This is a genomic window from Streptomyces sp. NPDC086766 (genome assembly GCF_044746005.1).
GTDB lineage: Bacteria > Actinomycetota > Actinomycetes > Streptomycetales > Streptomycetaceae > Streptomyces.
In genome coordinates, this window is sequence record NZ_JBIVBI010000003.1 from 85,601 (window position 1) to 101,794 (window position 16,194).

Consider the following 16,194-nt stretch of genomic DNA (forward strand, 5'->3'; position numbering starts at 1 on the left):
CGTAGAAGCGACCACTGACAATCGGCTCCGACCTGCGAAAACACCCGTCTGCCGGGGGAGTCGGGAGGGGCCGCCCCGGGCCGCGCACCGGGAGATGACGCCGGTGCGCGGCACGGGGTGAGAGGGTACGGGAGCTACTGGCCGACGCGGCCCGGCTGGAGCGTCTTGGTGAACAGGACGGTGCCGTCCTGCTCGCGCAGCCGCACCGTCAGCTCGCCGCTGTCGCCGTCGATGTCGACCTCGCCGAAGAACTGGTAGCCCTCGGCGGGCGAGACGTTCGCGACGTCCGGCGCCTTCACGAACACCCGGTCCGGACCGAACGTGCCGTCCAGGGCGCTGGCCGGGAAGGCGCCTGCGTTGAGCGGCCCGGACACGAACTCCCAGAACGGCTCGAAGTCCTTGAAGGCGGCCCGCGACGGGTCGTAGTGCTGGGCCGAGGTGTGGTGGACGTCCGCGGTCAGCCACAGCGTGCCGGTGATCCGCCGGTGCTTGACGAACCGCAGCAGCTCCGCGATCTGGAGCTCGCGGCCGAGCGGCGCGCCCGGGTCGCCCTGCGCGACCGCCTCGAAGTTCGGCCTGCCCTCGAGCCCGTCGGGCACGACCAGGCCCAGCGGCATGTCCGCGGCGATGACCTTCCACACCGCGCGCGACCGGGCGAGCTCCCGCTTGAGCCACTCCAGTTGCTCGGCGCCGAGGATGCCCTGCGGGTCGGTCGTCTGGTCGTCGGGCGAGTTGGGGTCGCGGTAGGTGCGCATGTCGAGCACGAACACGTCGAGCAGCGGGCCGTGGTGGACGACCCGGTGGATCCTGCCGTCCGGGCGTCCGGCCAGGGTGGAGACGGGGAAGTACTCGGAGAAGGCCTGCCGGGCCCGGAGCGCCAGGTCGTCGAGCCGGGTGCCGGCCGGGTAGGGGGTGCCGGACCCGATGACCTCGCCCGGGTACCAGTTGTTGCGGACCTCGTGGTCGTCCCACTGGACGATGTTCGGCACCCGGGCGTTGAACCGGCGCAGCGCCGCGTCCAGCAGGTTGTAGCGGAAGTTGCCCCGGAAGTCGGCGAGGGTGACCGCGACGTGCGACTTCTCCTCGGTGGTGACGTTGCGGTACACGTCCCCGTTCGGGAGTGTGGCCGTGGGCTTGATGGGGCCGTCGGCGTAGATGTTGTCCCCGCTGCACAGGAAGAAGTCGGGATCCAGCTTCGCCATGGCGTCGAAGATCCGGTAGCCGCCGATGGACTCGTTGATGCCCCAGCCCTGTCCGGCCAGGTCGCCGGACCACACGAACCGCACGTCCTGGCGGCGCCGTGCGGCGGCCGTGCGGAACGTGCCGGTCACCGGCTCGCCGGTGCGACGCGGGTCGTCCGGGTCGGCCAGGAGCACCCGGTAGTGGATCTGCTCGCCCGGTGGCAGCCCGCGCAGCCGGGTCGTGCCGGTGAAGTCCGTGTCCGCGCCCAGCAGGGGGCCCTGCCACCTGCGCGGATCACGGAACGACTCCGTGGCGGACGTCTCCACGACCATCCTGGCCGGGCGGTCCGCACGCACCCACACCAGGCCGGAGTCGGCGGTCACGTCTCCCGCCTGCACGCCCCAGTCGGCCCGGGGGCGGCCGGACAGGGCGAAGGCCGGCGCAGCGCCGAGGGCGCCGGGCAGGGTCAGGGCCGCCGACGCGGCCAGCGAGCCGCGCAGGACGCTGCGGCGACCGGGCAGGGGACGGTGGGACATGAGGACGCCTCCGGGGACGGGATCCGGCCAGTGTGCAGAGCCACACCTACTGGTGCGGCGCGGCGCGCACGGAAACCGCGGGTGAACAACCGCCCGCGCGAGCGGCGGAACCGGCGCGCCGTCGCGGGTCCGGGGCACACCTCGGCGCCGGTCGCACCGGGGAGCCCTCCGGAGGAGCTCTGGGGTCCGGTGCGCCGGCGCGGGCCGTGCGGCGGTCAGCGGCTGCCGTCGAGGATCACCCGGGCGACCAGGGCGGGGTCGTCGTTCATCGGGACGTGCCCGCAGCCGGGCAGCCGCACCAGCCGCGCGCGGGGGATGATCTGCTTGGCCCGGACCCCCTGCCGCCGCATCAGCAGGCGGTCCCTGGTGCCCCAGGCGATGGTGACGGGGACGCCGGCGACGTCGTCGGTGAACTGGACGGTGACACCGGCCCGCAGCGTGTCCTCGAAGCCGGTGGCCCCCGCCAGCGCGAGTGTCTCGGCGACCACGGCCTCGGGTGAGCGGCGGGCGGGCCGGGCGTAGATGGTGCTCGTCAGGGCCGTACGGCCGGCCGCCGTGCGCGCGAGCCGCTCCACCAGCGGCAGCGGCATACGGCGCGCGATCTGCCGCATGCCGAGCAGCACGCCGAAGGCGTAGCGCCGCTCGGCCTGCGTCCAGAAACCGGCCGGGGACAGGGCCGTGACGGACCGTACGAGCTTCTCCCGGCCCAGTTCCAGCGCCAGCAGGCCGCCCAGGGAGTTGCCCGCCACATGGGGCCGCTCGATCTCCAGCGTCTCGCACAGGGCGCCGAGCGCGGCGTTCATCGTCGGCAGGTCGTGCCGCAGTCCGCCGGGCAGCGCGGGGGAGGCGCCGAAGCCGGGCAGGTCCACGGAGATCACGTCGCGCTCGGCGGCGAGCAGGTGGACGACCGGGTCCCAGGCCTGGCGGTGGTGGCCGATGCCGTGCAGCAGGAGCAGCGGCGCACCGCTGCCCACGCGCGCGTAGGAGAGGGTCACGGTCCGCGGGCCGTGCTCGGTGGGGACGTCGAAGGACACGGTTGCGGACATGGATGCTCCTCGTCGGGGGATCGCCGGCCAACGCCTCGTAGACAGCTTGTCAGCAATTACTACCGACGGGTAGCCCCGGGTTCGGTCGTCATGTCACGAACAGGGCCGGGAGCGAACGCCTCGTGAACGCCCGGCGGCACCGCGTCCGCGCCGCCCGCGGAGGGACGAGGATTGGTCTTGACCAAGGGTGGGGGCCGCCCTATGGTCGCAGACAAGTACAACAACCTTTAATAAACAAGGGCGCTAAAACGCCGCCGTACCACGGCGATTGCGGAGGACAGGGTGGGGACCACGCAGCTGGAGACGGTGCCGGAGCCGAAGTACTGGCATCTCAAGACCGTGCTCAGTGAGGCACTGGACTCCGAGTTCTCGGTCGGCGAGATCCTGCCCAACGAGCGGGAGCTCGCGGCCCGTTTCGGCGTCGCCCGCGCCACGCTCCGCCAGGCCCTTGAGCAGCTGGAGCTGGAGGGCCGGCTCCAGCGCCGCCGCGGCGTCGGCACGACCGTCGCCCCGCCCCGAGTCGGCGTCGCCGTCGGCACCGAGCAGCACACCTGGCCGGGGGCGGCCGACGACGCCTGGCAGCCCGTGGACTGCGCCCGGACGGTCCCGCCCGCGGCCGTCGCCGCCGCCCTGGAGACCGGCCGCGAGGACGCCGTCCACACGCTCCGCCGGTCCCGGGTGAGCCACGGGCAGCCCGTCGCGGCGGAATTGCTGTACATCCCGGCCTCCTCGGTGCCCGACCTCACGGCGATCGACGCGCCCGAGGGGCCCGCACGCGCGCGTGCCGTGCTGCGCGAGCTGCAGCGCCTGGAGCTGGAGGGGCAGGACCGCGCCGTCGAACTGGGCTCGGCCCGCGCGGACGACGCCAGGGAGCTCGACCGGCTGCCCGGCGCGCCCGTCCTCGTCGTCACGACGCGGTACTTCGCCGAGGGCCGCACCGCCGCGCTCTCGGTCGCCACCTACCGCGCCGACACCTGCCGCCTCACCTTCGGCGACTCGGGCGGCGTGGAGATCCACGACGGCCCGGAGCGCCAGGCTTCCTAGGACCCGGACGCCCGCGGCCTGGAGTACCCGCCCCCGGCGCACCGCGGCCCGGCGTCCCCAGCCCCCGGCGCACTGCGGCCCGGCGTCCCACGACCCGGGTGCACCACCGCCCGGCGTCCTGAGACCCGGGTGCAGCGCCGCCCGGTGACCTGGGACTCGGGAGTGCCCGACCGTCGGACGTCTTGGAGGCCGCGTATGCCCGGCGGCCTGAGATCGGGAGCCCGCCAGTGCCCGGCCGCCGGGCGTCCTGGGGACCGCGTACGCCCGGCCGCCTGACGTCGTGGAACCCGCGTGTGCCCGGTCGCCGGGCGTACGGACCCCGGCCGTCGGCACCGCGCCGGCTTCGCCCGAACCTCAGCGGCGGGCCGTGACCGTGCCCTCCACCGCGAACAGCTGCTTCTCGACGTGGTCGAGGGCCAGCCGCAGCGCGCCCGTCGCGACGGCCGCCTCGCCGAGCAGCGAGAGCGTCACCCGCGGCGGACGCAGGCAGTAGCGGGCCAGTTCGCGTCGCAGCGGCTCCAGTACGCCGTCCAGACCGGCCGCCCAGCCCCCGATGACGACCAGCTCCGGGTCCAGGGCCAGCACGAGTGCCGCCACGTCGTGGACCAGGCGCCGGATGAACCGGTCCACGGCCGCACAGGCCCGCCGGTCGCCCTCGCGGGCCAGCGCGAACACCTCGGCCACCGCCTGCTCGTCCAGCGGGTGCAGCGGCTGGTCCGTGGTCGACAGCAGCGTCTCGGGGGTCGCCTCCCGGCCCAGCAGGTGCAGCGCGCCGATCTCGCCGGCCGCCCCGCCGTATCCGCGGTGCAGCCGCCCGCCGATCAGCGAACCGGCTCCCGGGCTGAGTCCGGCCAGGACGAAGACCACGTCGTCCGACTCGGTGGCGGCGCCCTTCCAGTGCTCGGCGACCGCGGCGGCGTTGGCGTCGTTCTCGACCAGGACCGGGCACTTGAAGGACCGGCTCAGCCGCTCGCCCAGGCGCAGGCCCGTCCACCCGGGCAGCGCCGTCCCCAGCCGTACGGTGCCGTCCGCCTCCACGATCCCCGGCGTGGCGACCCCCACGGCCCGCAGCGACCCGCGTGCCACCCCGGCCCGGCGCAGGAGTTCGGCGACCGCGCCGCGCAGCCGCTCCAGGCGCTCGTCCGCGCCGGCGGTCTCGTCGACGTCCTTGGCCTGGGCGCCGATGACGCGGCCGTCCAGGTCGGCCAGCAGCGCGGCCACCCGGTGCGGGCCGATCTCGAGACCGAGCAGATGCCCGGCCTCGGCGCGGAACCGGAACCGCCGCGCGGGCCGGCCCTGCCGCCGGGCGGCGCCCTCCTCGGCGGCCTTCTCGACGACGAGCCCGGCCGCGATGAGATCCTCGACGACGCCTTCGACGGTCGGCCGGGACAGTCCGGTCACGCGGGTGATCTCGGTGAGCGTCGCGCAGTCCGTGGCCCGCAGCGCGTGCAGCACCACCGCGGAGTTGATCCTCCGCAGCAGCGAGGGATCCCCGCCGGTCAGCCGCCCCACCGTCCGTCCTCCCAGCTCGTGCGCGTGTTGGCCGGATCGTACTCGGCACCGGCCGGAGCAGCGAGAGCCGGGCCACCGGGCACCCAGGGCGGCGCCCCGGCCCCCGAACGTGCCGCGCGCCCCGCGGCACGCGACCGCTGAGCCCGGCGCCACGAACCCCGACTCGTACGCCGTGATCACCGCCTGCGTGCGGTCACGCGCCCCGAGGTTGGCCAGGACGGCGCTCACATGGGACTTCACCGTCTCCGTGCCGACGACGAGCCGGCCGTCCACGAGGCGCTCAACCGGCGCGGTTTTGACGCGGTGCCGCACGAGGACGGGCACGGGACGGTGGCGCACGCGCGCGTGGAGGACGTCGGTCGCCTGGCGGCCGAGGCGGGGCTGACCGTTCTCGAACTCGCCGCCGAGGAGAGGACCCTGGAGCAGGCCTACCTCGATCTGACGGCCGCCGAAGCCGAGTTCGCCGCACAGTCCGAGGAGGTCTGACCATGGCGCGCACGCCCGTGATCCACTCCGAATGGATCAAGATCCGTACTCTGCGGTCGACGGTGGGAGCCCTGTGCGGGATCCTCCTGCTGACCACCGTGTTCACGGCGCTCGCCGCCCTCGACACCGGAGGGACCGACTCCGACCGGTTGTACGCGGCCTTCTTCGGCGTCTCCTTCGGTCAGGTCGCGGCGATCGCCTTCGGCACGACGGCCGTCTCGACCGAGTTCCACGGCGGTGCGCTGCGGGTGTCGCTGGCGGCGGTGCCGCGACGGCAGCGGTGGTTCGCGGCCAAGGCGACGGCGATCGGCGTGCCCGTGCTGGTGGTCGGCCTGCTCACCGGGCCGGCGAGCCTGACCGTGGGCAAGGCGCTGATGGGGGAGGACGGACCGGGCTGGACCGAGGGCGTGCGGGGCGTGGCCGGCTGTGGGATCTACCTGGCGCTGATGGCCCTGTTCGCGGTCGGGCTCACCGTCGTGTTCCGCAGCGGCGTGGCGACGTTGAGCGTGGTCGTCCCGTTCCTGCTGATCGTGTCCTTCGTGATCGGCGATCTGTCGGGCGGTGTCGCGGACCTGCTGCCCGACCGGGCGGGGCAGATCGCGCTCCACCACCGCCGGGACGGGGAACTGGGTCCGTGGACCGGGCTCGCGGTGACCGCGCTGTGGACGGCGGCCGCGCTGCTGGCGGGGGCGTGGAGTCTGCGGCGACGGGACGCCTGACCCCGTCCCGTCCCTCCGACGTCCGCGTAGCTGGTGTCCGGGCGGCTGACGCCCCGCCAGTTGTCAGTGCCGGCCGGTTTACTGGAACGTATGGACATCGAGCAGTGCCTCGCCACGATCGATCTGCTGTGTGGCCGGGACTTCCCCGAGCAGCGCGGCAGGACGGACCGCGGCTCGGCCGGACCCGGCTACCACATGGCGGAGCTGGCGGCGAGTCACGGGCTGCGGGCGGGAGACGGCGCGGAGCGGGAGGCGACGGCCGACGACTTCCGTGCCTGGATGGAGCTCGTCGCGGACCGGCTGAACGGCCGTCTGGGGCAGGCCGAGCACCTGGGGCTGGTGACGCTCGGCGTGCGCATCGCACGCGGCGAGGAGATACCCGAGCCGTGGGCCAGGCTCAGCCATGTCGTGCGGGACGTGTACGTGTGGTCTCCGCAGCGGCGCGACCGGTGGGTCGCCCTCGGTGTCGCCGATCTCGACGACTCGGACGAGGTGCACCTGCTGGTCGCCGTCACCGACACGGACCCGCCCTGACGAGGCCCTCCCTGACCCGGCTCGCCCCGACCGGACTCGCCTTGACCGGCTCCACTGACGGACGCGTTCAACCGGATCCGCTCCGACCGGCCGCGCTCCCCGCCGTCCGCGTCCCGGCCGGTTACGCCTCCGCCGCCGCCCTGAGCCGGGCGAACTCGTGCGCCATCGTCTCCGCCGTCCAGTGCGCGTTCAGCCCGCTCGGATTGGGCAGCACCCATACGCGTGTGCCGCCGATCGTCCGCTCCTGCGGCCCCACTCGGGCCGTGCGGTCGCCGAAGGCCGCCCGGTACGCCGTCACCCCCACCACCGCCAGCCACCCCGGCCGCAGCCGCGCGACCTTCAGCTCCAGCAGCCGCCCGCCCTCGCGGTACTCCTCCGCGGTCAGCTCGTCCGCCCGCGCCGTGGCCCGTTCCACCACGTTCGTGATGCCGAGCCCGTACGACAGCAACTCCCGCTGCTCCGCCGGTTTCAGGAGCCTCGGCGTGAAGCCGGACAGGTGCAGCACCGGCCAGAACCGGTTGCCGGGGCGGGCGAAGTGGTGGCCCGTCGCCGCCGTCATCAGGCCGGGGTTGATGCCGCAGAAGAGCACCCGGAGGCCGGCCGCGGCCACGTCGGGGACGAGGCGGTCGCGGGCGGCCTCCAGCTCGGTCCGGGTGAAGCGCGTCAGAGGATCGCTCCCGGGGTGTATCCGGCCGCCTCCGGGTGCCGCTTCACGATCTCCTCGACCCGGCCGACGACGGTGCCGACCTGGTCGGCCGCCGCTCCGGTGAAGGAGAGCTTGTCCGCCATCAGCGCCCGCAGCCGCTCGTGGTCCAGCGGGAGGCGCTCGTCGGCGGCGAGCTTGTCCAGCAGGTCGTTGCGCTCGGCGCCCTGCTCGCGCATGGCCAGCGCGGTGGCCACCGCGTTCTCCTTGATCGCCTCGTGGGCGACCTCGCGGCCGACACCCGCGCGCACCGCGCCCATCAGGACCTTGGTGGTGGCCAGGAACGGCAGGTACCGGTCCAGCTCGCGGGCGATCACCGCGGGGAAGGCGCCGAACTCGTCGAGCACCGTCAGGAAGGTCTCCAGCAGACCGTCCAGCGCGAAGAACGCGTCCGGCAGCGCGACGCGGCGCACCACCGAGCAGGACACGTCGCCCTCGTTCCACTGGTCGCCGGCCAGCTCGCCCGTCATGGACGCGTAGCCGCGCAGGATCACCATGAGACCGTTGACGCGCTCGCAGGAGCGGGTGTTCATCTTGTGCGGCATCGCGGAGGAGCCGACCTGCCCCGGCTTGAAGCCCTCGGTGACCAGCTCGTGCCCGGCCATCAGCCGGATCGTCTTGGCCAGCGAGGAGGGGGCGGCGGCCAGCTGCACCAGGGCCGTGACGACCTCGTAGTCCAGGGAGCGCGGGTAGACCTGGCCGACCGACGTGAAGGCCTGCGAGAAACCGAGGTGCCCGGCGATCCGCCCTTCCAGCTCCGCCAGCTTGGCGGCGTCGCCGCCGAGCAGGTCCAGCATGTCCTGAGCAGTGCCGACCGGGCCCTTGATACCGCGCAGCGGGTAGCGGGCCAGGAGCTCCTCCACCCTTCCGTACGCGACGAGCAGCTCGTCGGCGGCGGTCGCGAAGCGCTTGCCGAGGGTGGTGGCCTGGGCGGCGACGTTGTGCGAGCGGCCGGCCATGACCTGCTCGCCGTACTCGGCGGCCAGCTTGGCCAGGCGGGCGAGGACGGCCACCGTGCGGTCGCGCACCAGCTCCAGGGAGAGCCGGATCTGCAACTGCTCGACGTTCTCCGTCAGGTCGCGGGAGGTCATGCCCTTGTGGACGTGCTCGTGCCCGGCGAGGTCGTTGAACTCCTCGATCCGCGCCTTCACGTCGTGCCGCGTCACCTTCTCGCGCTCGGCGATGGAGGCGAGGTCGACCTGGTCGAGGACGCGCTCGTAGTCGGCGAGCGCCGCGTCGGGCACCTCGATGCCCAGGTCCTTCTGGGCCCGCAGCACGGCGAGCCAGAGCTGCCGCTCCAGCTTCACCTTCTGCTCGGGGGACCAGAGCGTGGCGAGCTCGGCGGAGGCGTAGCGTCCGGCGAGGACGTTCGGGATGCGGGGCTTGGCGGGCGCAGAAGTCACGTGTACGGATTCTACTGGCGATTCGTGCAGGCCAGCGCCACGGGGGTATTCGTCGGAAACTACGAGAGGGTGGGGCGTGCGGGCCGGGCCGCCCCCGTGCCCGTCCCTCTCTAGAGGATCTGGTCCTCGTACGGCAGCAGCTCGGGGCGCTTCGCCGGGCGGCCGTCGCCGGAGGAGCGGCCGGTCAGCCGCCGGCCTATCCACGGCAGCAGGTGCTCCCGGGCGAAGCGGACGTCCGCGGTCCGGCGGGCGACCCAGTGCAGGGGCGCGGTCGGCGGCATGGGCGTGTGCCACCCGGGGTCCTCGGCGGAGTACCCGAGCGCCTGCCACACCGCCTCGGCGACCCGGCGGTGCCCCTCGGCGGTGAGGTGCAGCCGGTCCACGTCCCACAGGCGCGGATCGGCCAGCGAGGGCGCCCCGTACAGGTCGACCACCACCGCGCCGTGCCGCCGCGCCAGCTCGTCGACGCAGGCGAACAGCTCCTCCATGCGCGGCCGGAAGCGCTCCAGGACCGGGCCCTGGCGGCCGGGGCTGCGCATCAGCACGAGCCGCTCGCAGGACGGAGCCAGCCGCTCCACGGCCTCCGTGAGCAGGTCCCGGACCCGGCCCATGTCGCACTTGGGGCGCAGGGTGTCGTTCAGCCCGCCCACCAGGGTCACGACGTCCGCGCGCATGGCCGCCGCGACGCCGACCTGCTCGTCGACGATCTGCTGGATGAGCTTGCCGCGCACGGCCAGGTTGGCGTACCGGAACCCGGGGGTGCGGGCGGCCATCCGGGTGGCGAGGAGGTCCGCCCAGCCCCGGTAGGAACCGTCGGGGAGCAGGTCCGACATGCCCTCGGTGAAGGAGTCGCCGACCGCGACCAGGCTGGTGTACGTGGGATTCGTCTGCATGGCGTGAGCGATGGTATCCCGCGCGGGGCCGTACATACCAAGCGGTCGGTCCGCCCCCGCGACCCCTCACACCTGCTGGCCGAACAGCTCCCGCAGCACGTCCTCCATGGTCACCAGACCGGCCAGCCGCCCGTCGGCCCCGAGCACGGCCGCCAGGTGCGTACGGCTGCCGCGCATGGCCGTGAGCACGTCGTCGAGCGGGGTGCTCTCCCGTACCCGGGCGATGGGCCGCATGTCCCGCAACCCGAACGCCTCGTCTCGCGGGGAGGCGTCCAGGGCGTCCTTGACGTGCAGATAGCCCACGATGCGGTCGTCCCCGTCCACCACGGGGAACCGGGAGAAGCCGGACTCGGCCGACAGCCGCTCCAGGCGCTCCGGCGTCACGCCCACGCGCGCGTGGACGACGCGTTCCAGCGGGACCACCACGTCGCGCACGGGCCGGCTGCCCAGCTCCAGCGCGTCGTGCAGCCGCTCCTGCGCCCGGTCGTCGATGAGGCCCGCCTCACTGGCGTCCCGGACGATCTGGGCCAGCTCCGTGTCCGTGAACGTCGCCGAGACCTCGTCCTTCGTCTCCACCCGCAACAGCTTGAGCAGGCCGTTCGCGAAGGCGTTCACCGTGAAGATCACCGGGCGCAGGGCCCGGGACAGCGCCACCAGTGGCGGGCCGAGCAGCAGCGCGCTGCGCACCGGCTCGGCGAGCGCGATGTTCTTCGGCACCATCTCGCCCAGCAGCATGTGCAGATAGGTCGCCAGCGTCAGCGCGATCACGAACGACACCGCGTGGCCCGCGCCCGACGGCACGCCCAGCGTGTGGAACACCGGCTCCAGCAGATGCGCGATGGCGGGCTCGGCGACCACACCGAGGACCAGCGTGCACAGCGTGATGCCGAGCTGTGCGGCGGCCAGCAGCGCGGACACGTGCTCCAGCCCCCACAGCACGCTCCTCGCGCGCCGGTCGCCCTCCTCCGCGTACGGCTCGACCTGGCTGCGGCGCACCGAGATCAGCGCGAACTCGGCGCCCACGAAGAAGGCGTTGACGACCAGGGTCGCCAGACCGATCAGGATCTGCACGGCGGTCACCGGCCGTCCCCCTTCGCCTCGTGCTCCGCCTCGTGTTCCGTCCCGTGCGGCTCCCGGCGGCCGTCCGGGTGCTCGTGCGGCGCGTCGTCGAGCGGTGCGTGCAGCAGGACGCGCGCGGCGCGGCGCCCGGTCGCGTCCACCACGTCCAGCCGCCACCCGGCGACCTCCAGGGTGTCCCCGGTCCGCGGTATCCGGCCCAGCTCGGTGGCGACGAGGCCGGCGAGGGTCTCGTACGGGCCCTCCGGCACCCGCAGGCCGACGCGTGCGAGCTGGTCGACGCGCGCGGAGCCGTCCGCCGAGTACAGGGCGCGGCCCTCCTCGTCGGCCCCGGCGGGGGCGAGGTCGGGCGTCTCGTGCGGGTCGTGCTCGTCCCGCACCTCGCCGACGACCTCCTCGACGATGTCCTCCAGCGTCGCGACGCCCGCCGTGCCGCCGTACTCGTCGATGACGACCGCCATCGTGCGCTTGCCCGAGAGGCGGTCCAGCAGCCGGTCGACGGTCAGTGACTCGGGGACCAGCAGGGGCTCGCGCATGATCTCGGAGACGGGCACGAGCCTGCGCCGATCCGCGGGAACCGCCAGGCAGTCCTTGATGTGCGCGACGCCCGCCACCGAGTCCAGGCTGCCCCGGTAGACGGGGAAGCGCGACAGCCCGGTCGCCCGGGTCGCGTTCGCCACGTCCTCGCAGGTGGCCTGCGCTTCCAGGGCGACCACCTGCACGCGCGGCGTCATCACGTTCTCCGCGGTCAGGTCGGCGAGGTTGAGCGTGCGGACGAACAGCTCGGCGGTGTCCGCCTCCAGCGCGCCCAGCCGGGCGGAGTGGCGGGCGAGCGCGGCCAGCTCCTGGGGGCCGCGCGCGGAGGCCAGCTCCTCGGCGGGCTCCACGCCGAGACGGCGCACCACCCGGTTCGCCGTGTTGTTGAGATGGGTGATGAAGGGGCGGAAGGCGGCGCTGAACCAGCGCTGGGGGTTGCCCACCCGCTTGGCCACCGGCAGCGGCGAGGAGATCGCCCAGTTCTTGGGCACCAGCTCGCCGACGACCATCAGGAACACCGTGGACAGGGCCGTGCCCAGCACCAGCGCCACCGAGGTCGCCGTGGAGGCGGACATGCCGAGCGACTCCAGCGGGCCCGCGATCAGCGTGGCGATCGACGGCTCGGCGAGCATGCCGACCACCAGGTTGGTGACGGTGATGCCGAGCTGGGCGCCGGAGAGCTGGAACGTCAGATTCCGTGCGGCCTTGAGGGCGCCCGCCGCACCGCGCTCGCCCCGCTCGGCCGCCCGCTCCAGCGCGCCGCGCTCGACGGTCGTGAGCGAGAACTCGGCCGCGACGAAGGCGCCGCAGGCCAGGGACAGCAGGATCGCCACGAGCAGCAGGAGCACTTCGGTCATCGGGTCACCCCTGTCCCATGGTCGGACAGGGCAGTCGGAAGCGCGCGGTCTCGCGCACCGGGAGGCTCGCCCATCGGCGGACGCTCACAACCTTTCATGGAGAACCGAGTGATCCTCCAAGGGTAAAGGATGGGCAAAGAAGTGTCCGGCCTCGGTCCGGTTCAGTCCCGCAGGGCCCGGAGGACCGGGGCGAAGGCCTCCATGGACGGCTCCAGGACCGTCAGGTACGAGAAGCCGAACCGCTCGCGGTGCGCCCGCAGCCGCCCGGTGATCTCCTCCAGGGTGCCGATCAGGACGATGGGCAGGGCCAGCACCTGATCCGCGGTCAGGTGCGGGAGCCGTTCGAGGAGCGGGCGGACCGCGGCCTCGGGGTCGCCGGTGACGACGACCTGCTGGAGCAGCAGGTTGAGCTCCGCGGGCTCCGCGCGGCCGGCCGCGAACTCCCGGTAGCGCGCCACGCGCTCGTCGAGCTCCTCGGCGGAGAGCGGGTCGAGCTGCCCGGAGGCGCTGCCCGGCACCGCCCGCGCGCCCGTGAACGCCGCGATGTCGGCGTGCTCGGCGGCCAGGCGCAGCATCCGGTCCCCGTTGGCGCCGATCAGCAGCGGAACCCCGGGCCGCTGGACCGGCCGCGGCCGGTGCTCCGCGGAGCCGAGCAGCCGGCCCAGCTCCTCGACCGTGTGCCGCAGGTGGTCGACGCGTTCGCGCGGGGAGCCCCAGGGCAGCGCGGCCCTCTCGTGCTCCGCCTGTACGTATCCGGTGCCCAGGCCCAGTTCGAGGCGGCCGCCCGTCAGCGCGTCGGTCGTCGCGACCTCGCGGGCCAGCAGCGCCGGATTCCACAAGCCGGCGTTGAGCACGAACGTGCCCAGCCGCGGTCGATCGGTCGCCTCGGCGGCGGCCACCAGCGCCGGGAAGGGCGCCGGCATCCCCAGGTGGTCGGGGACCAGGATCACGTCGTAGCCGAGCTCCTCCGCCCGGCGGCACTTGGCCCGCCACTCGCGGCCGGGCGCGGACTCCAGCAGATTGACCCCGAAGCGGAACGGACGCGGCATGAACTTCCCCCGGTGACAGGCGATTTCGGCTTCCGCCGTGATTCCATCACTCGTGTGCGATGGCCGCCAGCACATTCATGCGCGACGCACGCAAGGCGGGCAGCAGGGCCGCCACCACCCCGACGACCGCCGAACCGATCACCACCGCCACGATCGTCCCCCACGGGATCGCCAGCGCCTTCATGCCCTGCAGCGCCAGCACCCGCTGGACGCACAGGCCCCAGACCAGCCCCAGCCCCAGCCCGAGCACCGCGCCGAACACCGCGATCACCACCGACTCCAGCCGGATCATCCGGCGCAGCTGCCGGCGGGCGAGCCCGATGGCGCGCAGCAGCCCGATCTCCCGGGTCCGCTCCACCACCGACAGGGCGAGGGTGTTCACCACGCCCAGCACCGCGATCACGATCGCCAGCCCCAGCAGTGCGTAGACGAGGTAGAGCAACACCGCGATCTGGTCGTGCACCAGCTTCTTGTAGTCGGCCTGGTCGCGGACCTGCACCTGCGGATACCCGGCGAGGGTCCTCTCCAGCCGGGAGCGCAGCTCACCCGCGCCCGTGCCGGGGGCGGCGTTCACGTACAGGGCCGCGTCCGGCGTGCCCGGCACGAACCTCTCCACCGTGTCCAGGCCGAAGTACACCCCACCCTGCACGCCGAACCCCTCGGCGTCGCCCTGGTCGGTCAGCGCGCTCACGGTCAGCCGCGTACGGCGTCCGCCCTGGAACTCGAAGGGCAGCACACTGCCCAGCCGCACCCGGTGCTTGCGCGCGAAACCGGAGTCCATGGCGACGTGCCCGCCGGCCAGCGCGGCCGCTGTGTCACCGGCCGCGTACGTGAGGTGGGCGACGGCGTCCAGTCGCGGGTCGTACCCGGACGCGGTCGTCTCCACCCGGCTGCCGTCCGGCAGCCGCACCGCCACCGCCGCGAACCGCTGCCGTACGACCGTGCCGACGCCCCGGGTGCCGCGCACCCGGTCGGTGACCTCCCGCGAGAACGGCAGGAAGTTGCGGTTCTGCACCACGAAGTCGGCACCGAGCGTCTTGTCGATCTGGTGGTCGAAGGACCGGTTCATCGAGGCGCTGGCCACCGACATCCCGCCGACTAGGGCCAGGCCGACCATCAGCGCGGCCGCGGTGGCGCCCGTACGGCGCGGATTGCGCAGGGCGTTGCGCTGGCTCATCCGGCCGATCGAGCCGAACAGCGCGGGGAACGCCCCGCCCAGCACCCGGATCAGCGGACGGACCAGGAGCGGCCCGGCGACCACGGTCGCGACGAGGGTGAGGACGACCCCGAGTCCCAGCAGGGAGGCGGCGGTGGCGGTCCGGCCGGCCAGGGCACAGCCCGCCAGCGCGGCCGCGCCGACCGCCCCGAGGACGGCGCCGACCACCGCCCGTACCCGCAACGGGCGCCCCACACCGGCGACCTCGGCTTCCGCCAGGGCGGCCATGGGGGAGACCGCCGCGGCGCGCCGGGCCGGGAGATAGGCCGCCACGAAGGTGACGCCGACGCCGACCACGTACGCGGCGAGGGGAGTGGTCCACCCGATGACCATCTCGGTGGTCTTCAGGTTCATGCCGAAGGCGCCCATGAGCCTGATCAGCCCGGCCGCCAGCCCGATGCCGGCCCCGAGGCCCAGCGTCGAGCCGACCAGGCCGAGCAGCACCGCCTCGGTCAGCACCGACCGGCGCACCTGCCGCCGGTCGGCCCCCAGGGCGCGCAGCAGGCCCAGCTCGCGTGTGCGCTGGGCGATCAGCATCGAGAAGGTGTTGACGATCAGGAAGATGCCGACGAGCACCGCGATCCCGGCGAAGCCGAGCATGACGTACTTGATGACCTTGAGGAACCCGCCGAGGTCGGCGGCGGCCGACTTGGCGTGCTCGGCGGCCGTCCGCAGGTCGTAGGCGCCGCTGCCGACCGCCGCGGCGAGGCGGCTCTTGAGTTCGGCGTCGGTGACCCCCTTCGCCGCGTCGACCGAGATGCTCGTGGCCCGGTCCGGGGAGCCGAGCAGCCGGGTCTGCGCGGTCGGCGTGTCGAGGAAGAGCCGGGCGGCGCCGGGGTTGGTGGTGGTGAAGGTGGCGATGCCGACCACCCGCACCCGGAAGGTGCCCGGCGGCGCCTGCACCGTCAGCATGTCCCCGATCCGCACGCTCTGGTGCCGGGCCGTGTCGGCGTCCAGGAGGGCCTCACCGCCGCCGCGCGGGGCATGACCCGAGGTCAGCCGGACCGGGCTGCGCCGGGTGGGCTCCCAGTTCGAGGCGATGGTCGGGGCTCCCGTGGTCGGCCCGACGGGCTTGTTCCCGCTGTTGACCACCACCACGTTCTGGATCGCCGCGTCCACATGGGTCGCCGCGACCCCGTCGACCTTCGCCAGCCCCCCGGCGAGCGCGGCGGGCACGGTCTGCACCGCGCCGGTCGGCACGGACGACCTCAGGTCCCGCTTCGGCTCCACCGTCACATCGGCGGAGGTCGAGGCGAACAGCCGGTCGAAGGTGCGGGCGACCGTGTCGGAGAAGATCAGGCTGCCCGCGACGAACGCCACGGACAGGATCACGGCCAGGGCCGAGAGCAGCAGGCGCCCCTTGTGGGCGAGGAAGCTGCGGAGCGTCGCCTTGAGCACGG

The 16,194-nt window shown here is 73.8% G+C and carries 13 protein-coding genes and 1 pseudogene; 4 read left to right on the forward strand and 10 right to left on the reverse strand.

Annotated features, from left to right (window positions below):
* Positions 1-134 precede the first annotated feature (134 nt).
* Positions 135-1,718 (reverse strand): alkaline phosphatase D family protein, encoded by a 1,584-nt coding sequence (locus ACIPM1_RS06190; protein WP_356180463.1) that lies wholly within the window; start codon positions 1,716-1,718, stop codon positions 135-137.
* 215 nt (positions 1,719-1,933) lie between these two features.
* Complete coding sequence (locus tag ACIPM1_RS06195) at positions 1,934-2,764, reverse strand: alpha/beta fold hydrolase (RefSeq protein WP_356180461.1); 831 nt, start codon at positions 2,762-2,764, stop codon at positions 1,934-1,936.
* A gap of 282 nt (positions 2,765-3,046) precedes the next feature.
* Here ACIPM1_RS06195 and ACIPM1_RS06200 point away from each other — a divergent pair, with 282 nt between their 5' ends.
* Complete coding sequence (locus ACIPM1_RS06200; RefSeq protein ID WP_402429628.1) at positions 3,047-3,808, forward strand: GntR family transcriptional regulator; 762 nt, start codon at positions 3,047-3,049, stop codon at positions 3,806-3,808.
* A gap of 354 nt (positions 3,809-4,162) precedes the next feature.
* Here ACIPM1_RS06200 and ACIPM1_RS06205 read toward each other — a convergent pair whose 3' ends face one another.
* On the reverse strand, positions 4,163-5,320 hold the full coding sequence (locus ACIPM1_RS06205; protein WP_402429631.1) for an ROK family transcriptional regulator: 1,158 nt from the start codon (positions 5,318-5,320) through the stop codon (positions 4,163-4,165).
* Positions 5,321-5,560: 240 nt separating this feature from the next.
* On the opposite strand from ACIPM1_RS06205, the pseudogene ACIPM1_RS06210 reads away from it, so the two are divergent.
* From ACIPM1_RS06210 to ACIPM1_RS06220, 3 genes and pseudogenes are all read left to right on the forward strand, one after another.
* Positions 5,561-5,806, forward strand: a pseudogene (locus ACIPM1_RS06210) (ABC transporter ATP-binding protein); the annotation flags it as partial.
* 2 nt (positions 5,807-5,808) lie between these two features.
* Positions 5,809-6,525, forward strand: a complete 717-nt coding sequence (locus ACIPM1_RS06215; RefSeq protein WP_402429634.1) for an ABC transporter permease — start codon at positions 5,809-5,811, stop codon at positions 6,523-6,525.
* A gap of 90 nt (positions 6,526-6,615) precedes the next feature.
* Positions 6,616-7,059, forward strand: coding sequence for a hypothetical protein (locus ACIPM1_RS06220; RefSeq protein ID WP_402429637.1), 444 nt, complete (start codon positions 6,616-6,618; stop codon positions 7,057-7,059).
* Between the two features lie 121 nt (positions 7,060-7,180).
* Here the strand turns inward: ACIPM1_RS06220 and mug are convergent, their stop codons facing one another.
* The 7 genes from mug to ACIPM1_RS06255 all read right to left on the reverse strand — a co-directional run bounded on the left by mug (position 7,181) and on the right by ACIPM1_RS06255 (position 16,192).
* On the reverse strand, positions 7,181-7,726 hold the full coding sequence (gene mug / locus ACIPM1_RS06225) for a G/U mismatch-specific DNA glycosylase (protein ID WP_402430706.1): 546 nt from the start codon (positions 7,724-7,726) through the stop codon (positions 7,181-7,183).
* Positions 7,723-9,165, reverse strand: coding sequence for an adenylosuccinate lyase (gene purB, locus ACIPM1_RS06230; protein WP_356180449.1), 1,443 nt, complete (start codon positions 9,163-9,165; stop codon positions 7,723-7,725). The genes mug and purB overlap by 4 nt, the downstream gene beginning before the upstream one ends.
* Before the next feature lie 110 nt (positions 9,166-9,275).
* Complete coding sequence (locus ACIPM1_RS06235) at positions 9,276-10,058, reverse strand: SGNH/GDSL hydrolase family protein (protein ID WP_402429640.1); 783 nt, start codon at positions 10,056-10,058, stop codon at positions 9,276-9,278.
* A 66-nt stretch (positions 10,059-10,124) separates the two neighbouring features.
* Complete coding sequence (locus tag ACIPM1_RS06240) at positions 10,125-11,138, reverse strand: hemolysin family protein (RefSeq protein ID WP_402429643.1); 1,014 nt, start codon at positions 11,136-11,138, stop codon at positions 10,125-10,127.
* Positions 11,135-12,529, reverse strand: a complete 1,395-nt coding sequence (locus tag ACIPM1_RS06245; protein ID WP_402429646.1) for a hemolysin family protein — start codon at positions 12,527-12,529, stop codon at positions 11,135-11,137. The genes ACIPM1_RS06240 and ACIPM1_RS06245 overlap by 4 nt, the downstream gene beginning before the upstream one ends.
* A gap of 161 nt (positions 12,530-12,690) precedes the next feature.
* On the reverse strand, positions 12,691-13,578 hold the full coding sequence (locus tag ACIPM1_RS06250) for an LLM class F420-dependent oxidoreductase (protein ID WP_402429649.1): 888 nt from the start codon (positions 13,576-13,578) through the stop codon (positions 12,691-12,693).
* 46 nt (positions 13,579-13,624) lie between these two features.
* A complete protein-coding gene (locus ACIPM1_RS06255; RefSeq protein WP_402429652.1) occupies positions 13,625-16,192 on the reverse strand; it encodes an ABC transporter permease in 2,568 nt (855 codons plus the stop codon).
* Between the last annotated feature and the right edge of the window lie 2 nt (positions 16,193-16,194).

What these genes read in the sequence shown, in the direction of transcription:
- ACIPM1_RS06190 (WP_356180463.1), bottom strand. Translation starts at nt 1,718, where the DNA reads ATGTCCCACCGTCCCCTGCCCGGTCGCCGCAGCGTCCTGCGCGGCTCG.
- ACIPM1_RS06195 (WP_356180461.1), bottom strand. Translation starts at nt 2,764, where the DNA reads ATGTCCGCAACCGTGTCCTTCGACGTCCCCACCGAGCACGGCCCGCGG.
- ACIPM1_RS06215 (WP_402429634.1), top strand. Translation starts at nt 5,809, where the DNA reads ATGGCGCGCACGCCCGTGATCCACTCCGAATGGATCAAGATCCGTACT.
- ACIPM1_RS06220 (WP_402429637.1), top strand. Translation starts at nt 6,616, where the DNA reads ATGGACATCGAGCAGTGCCTCGCCACGATCGATCTGCTGTGTGGCCGG.
- ACIPM1_RS06235 (WP_402429640.1), bottom strand. Translation starts at nt 10,058, where the DNA reads ATGCAGACGAATCCCACGTACACCAGCCTGGTCGCGGTCGGCGACTCC.
- ACIPM1_RS06245 (WP_402429646.1), bottom strand. Translation starts at nt 12,529, where the DNA reads ATGACCGAAGTGCTCCTGCTGCTCGTGGCGATCCTGCTGTCCCTGGCC.
- ACIPM1_RS06250 (WP_402429649.1), bottom strand. Translation starts at nt 13,578, where the DNA reads ATGCCGCGTCCGTTCCGCTTCGGGGTCAATCTGCTGGAGTCCGCGCCC.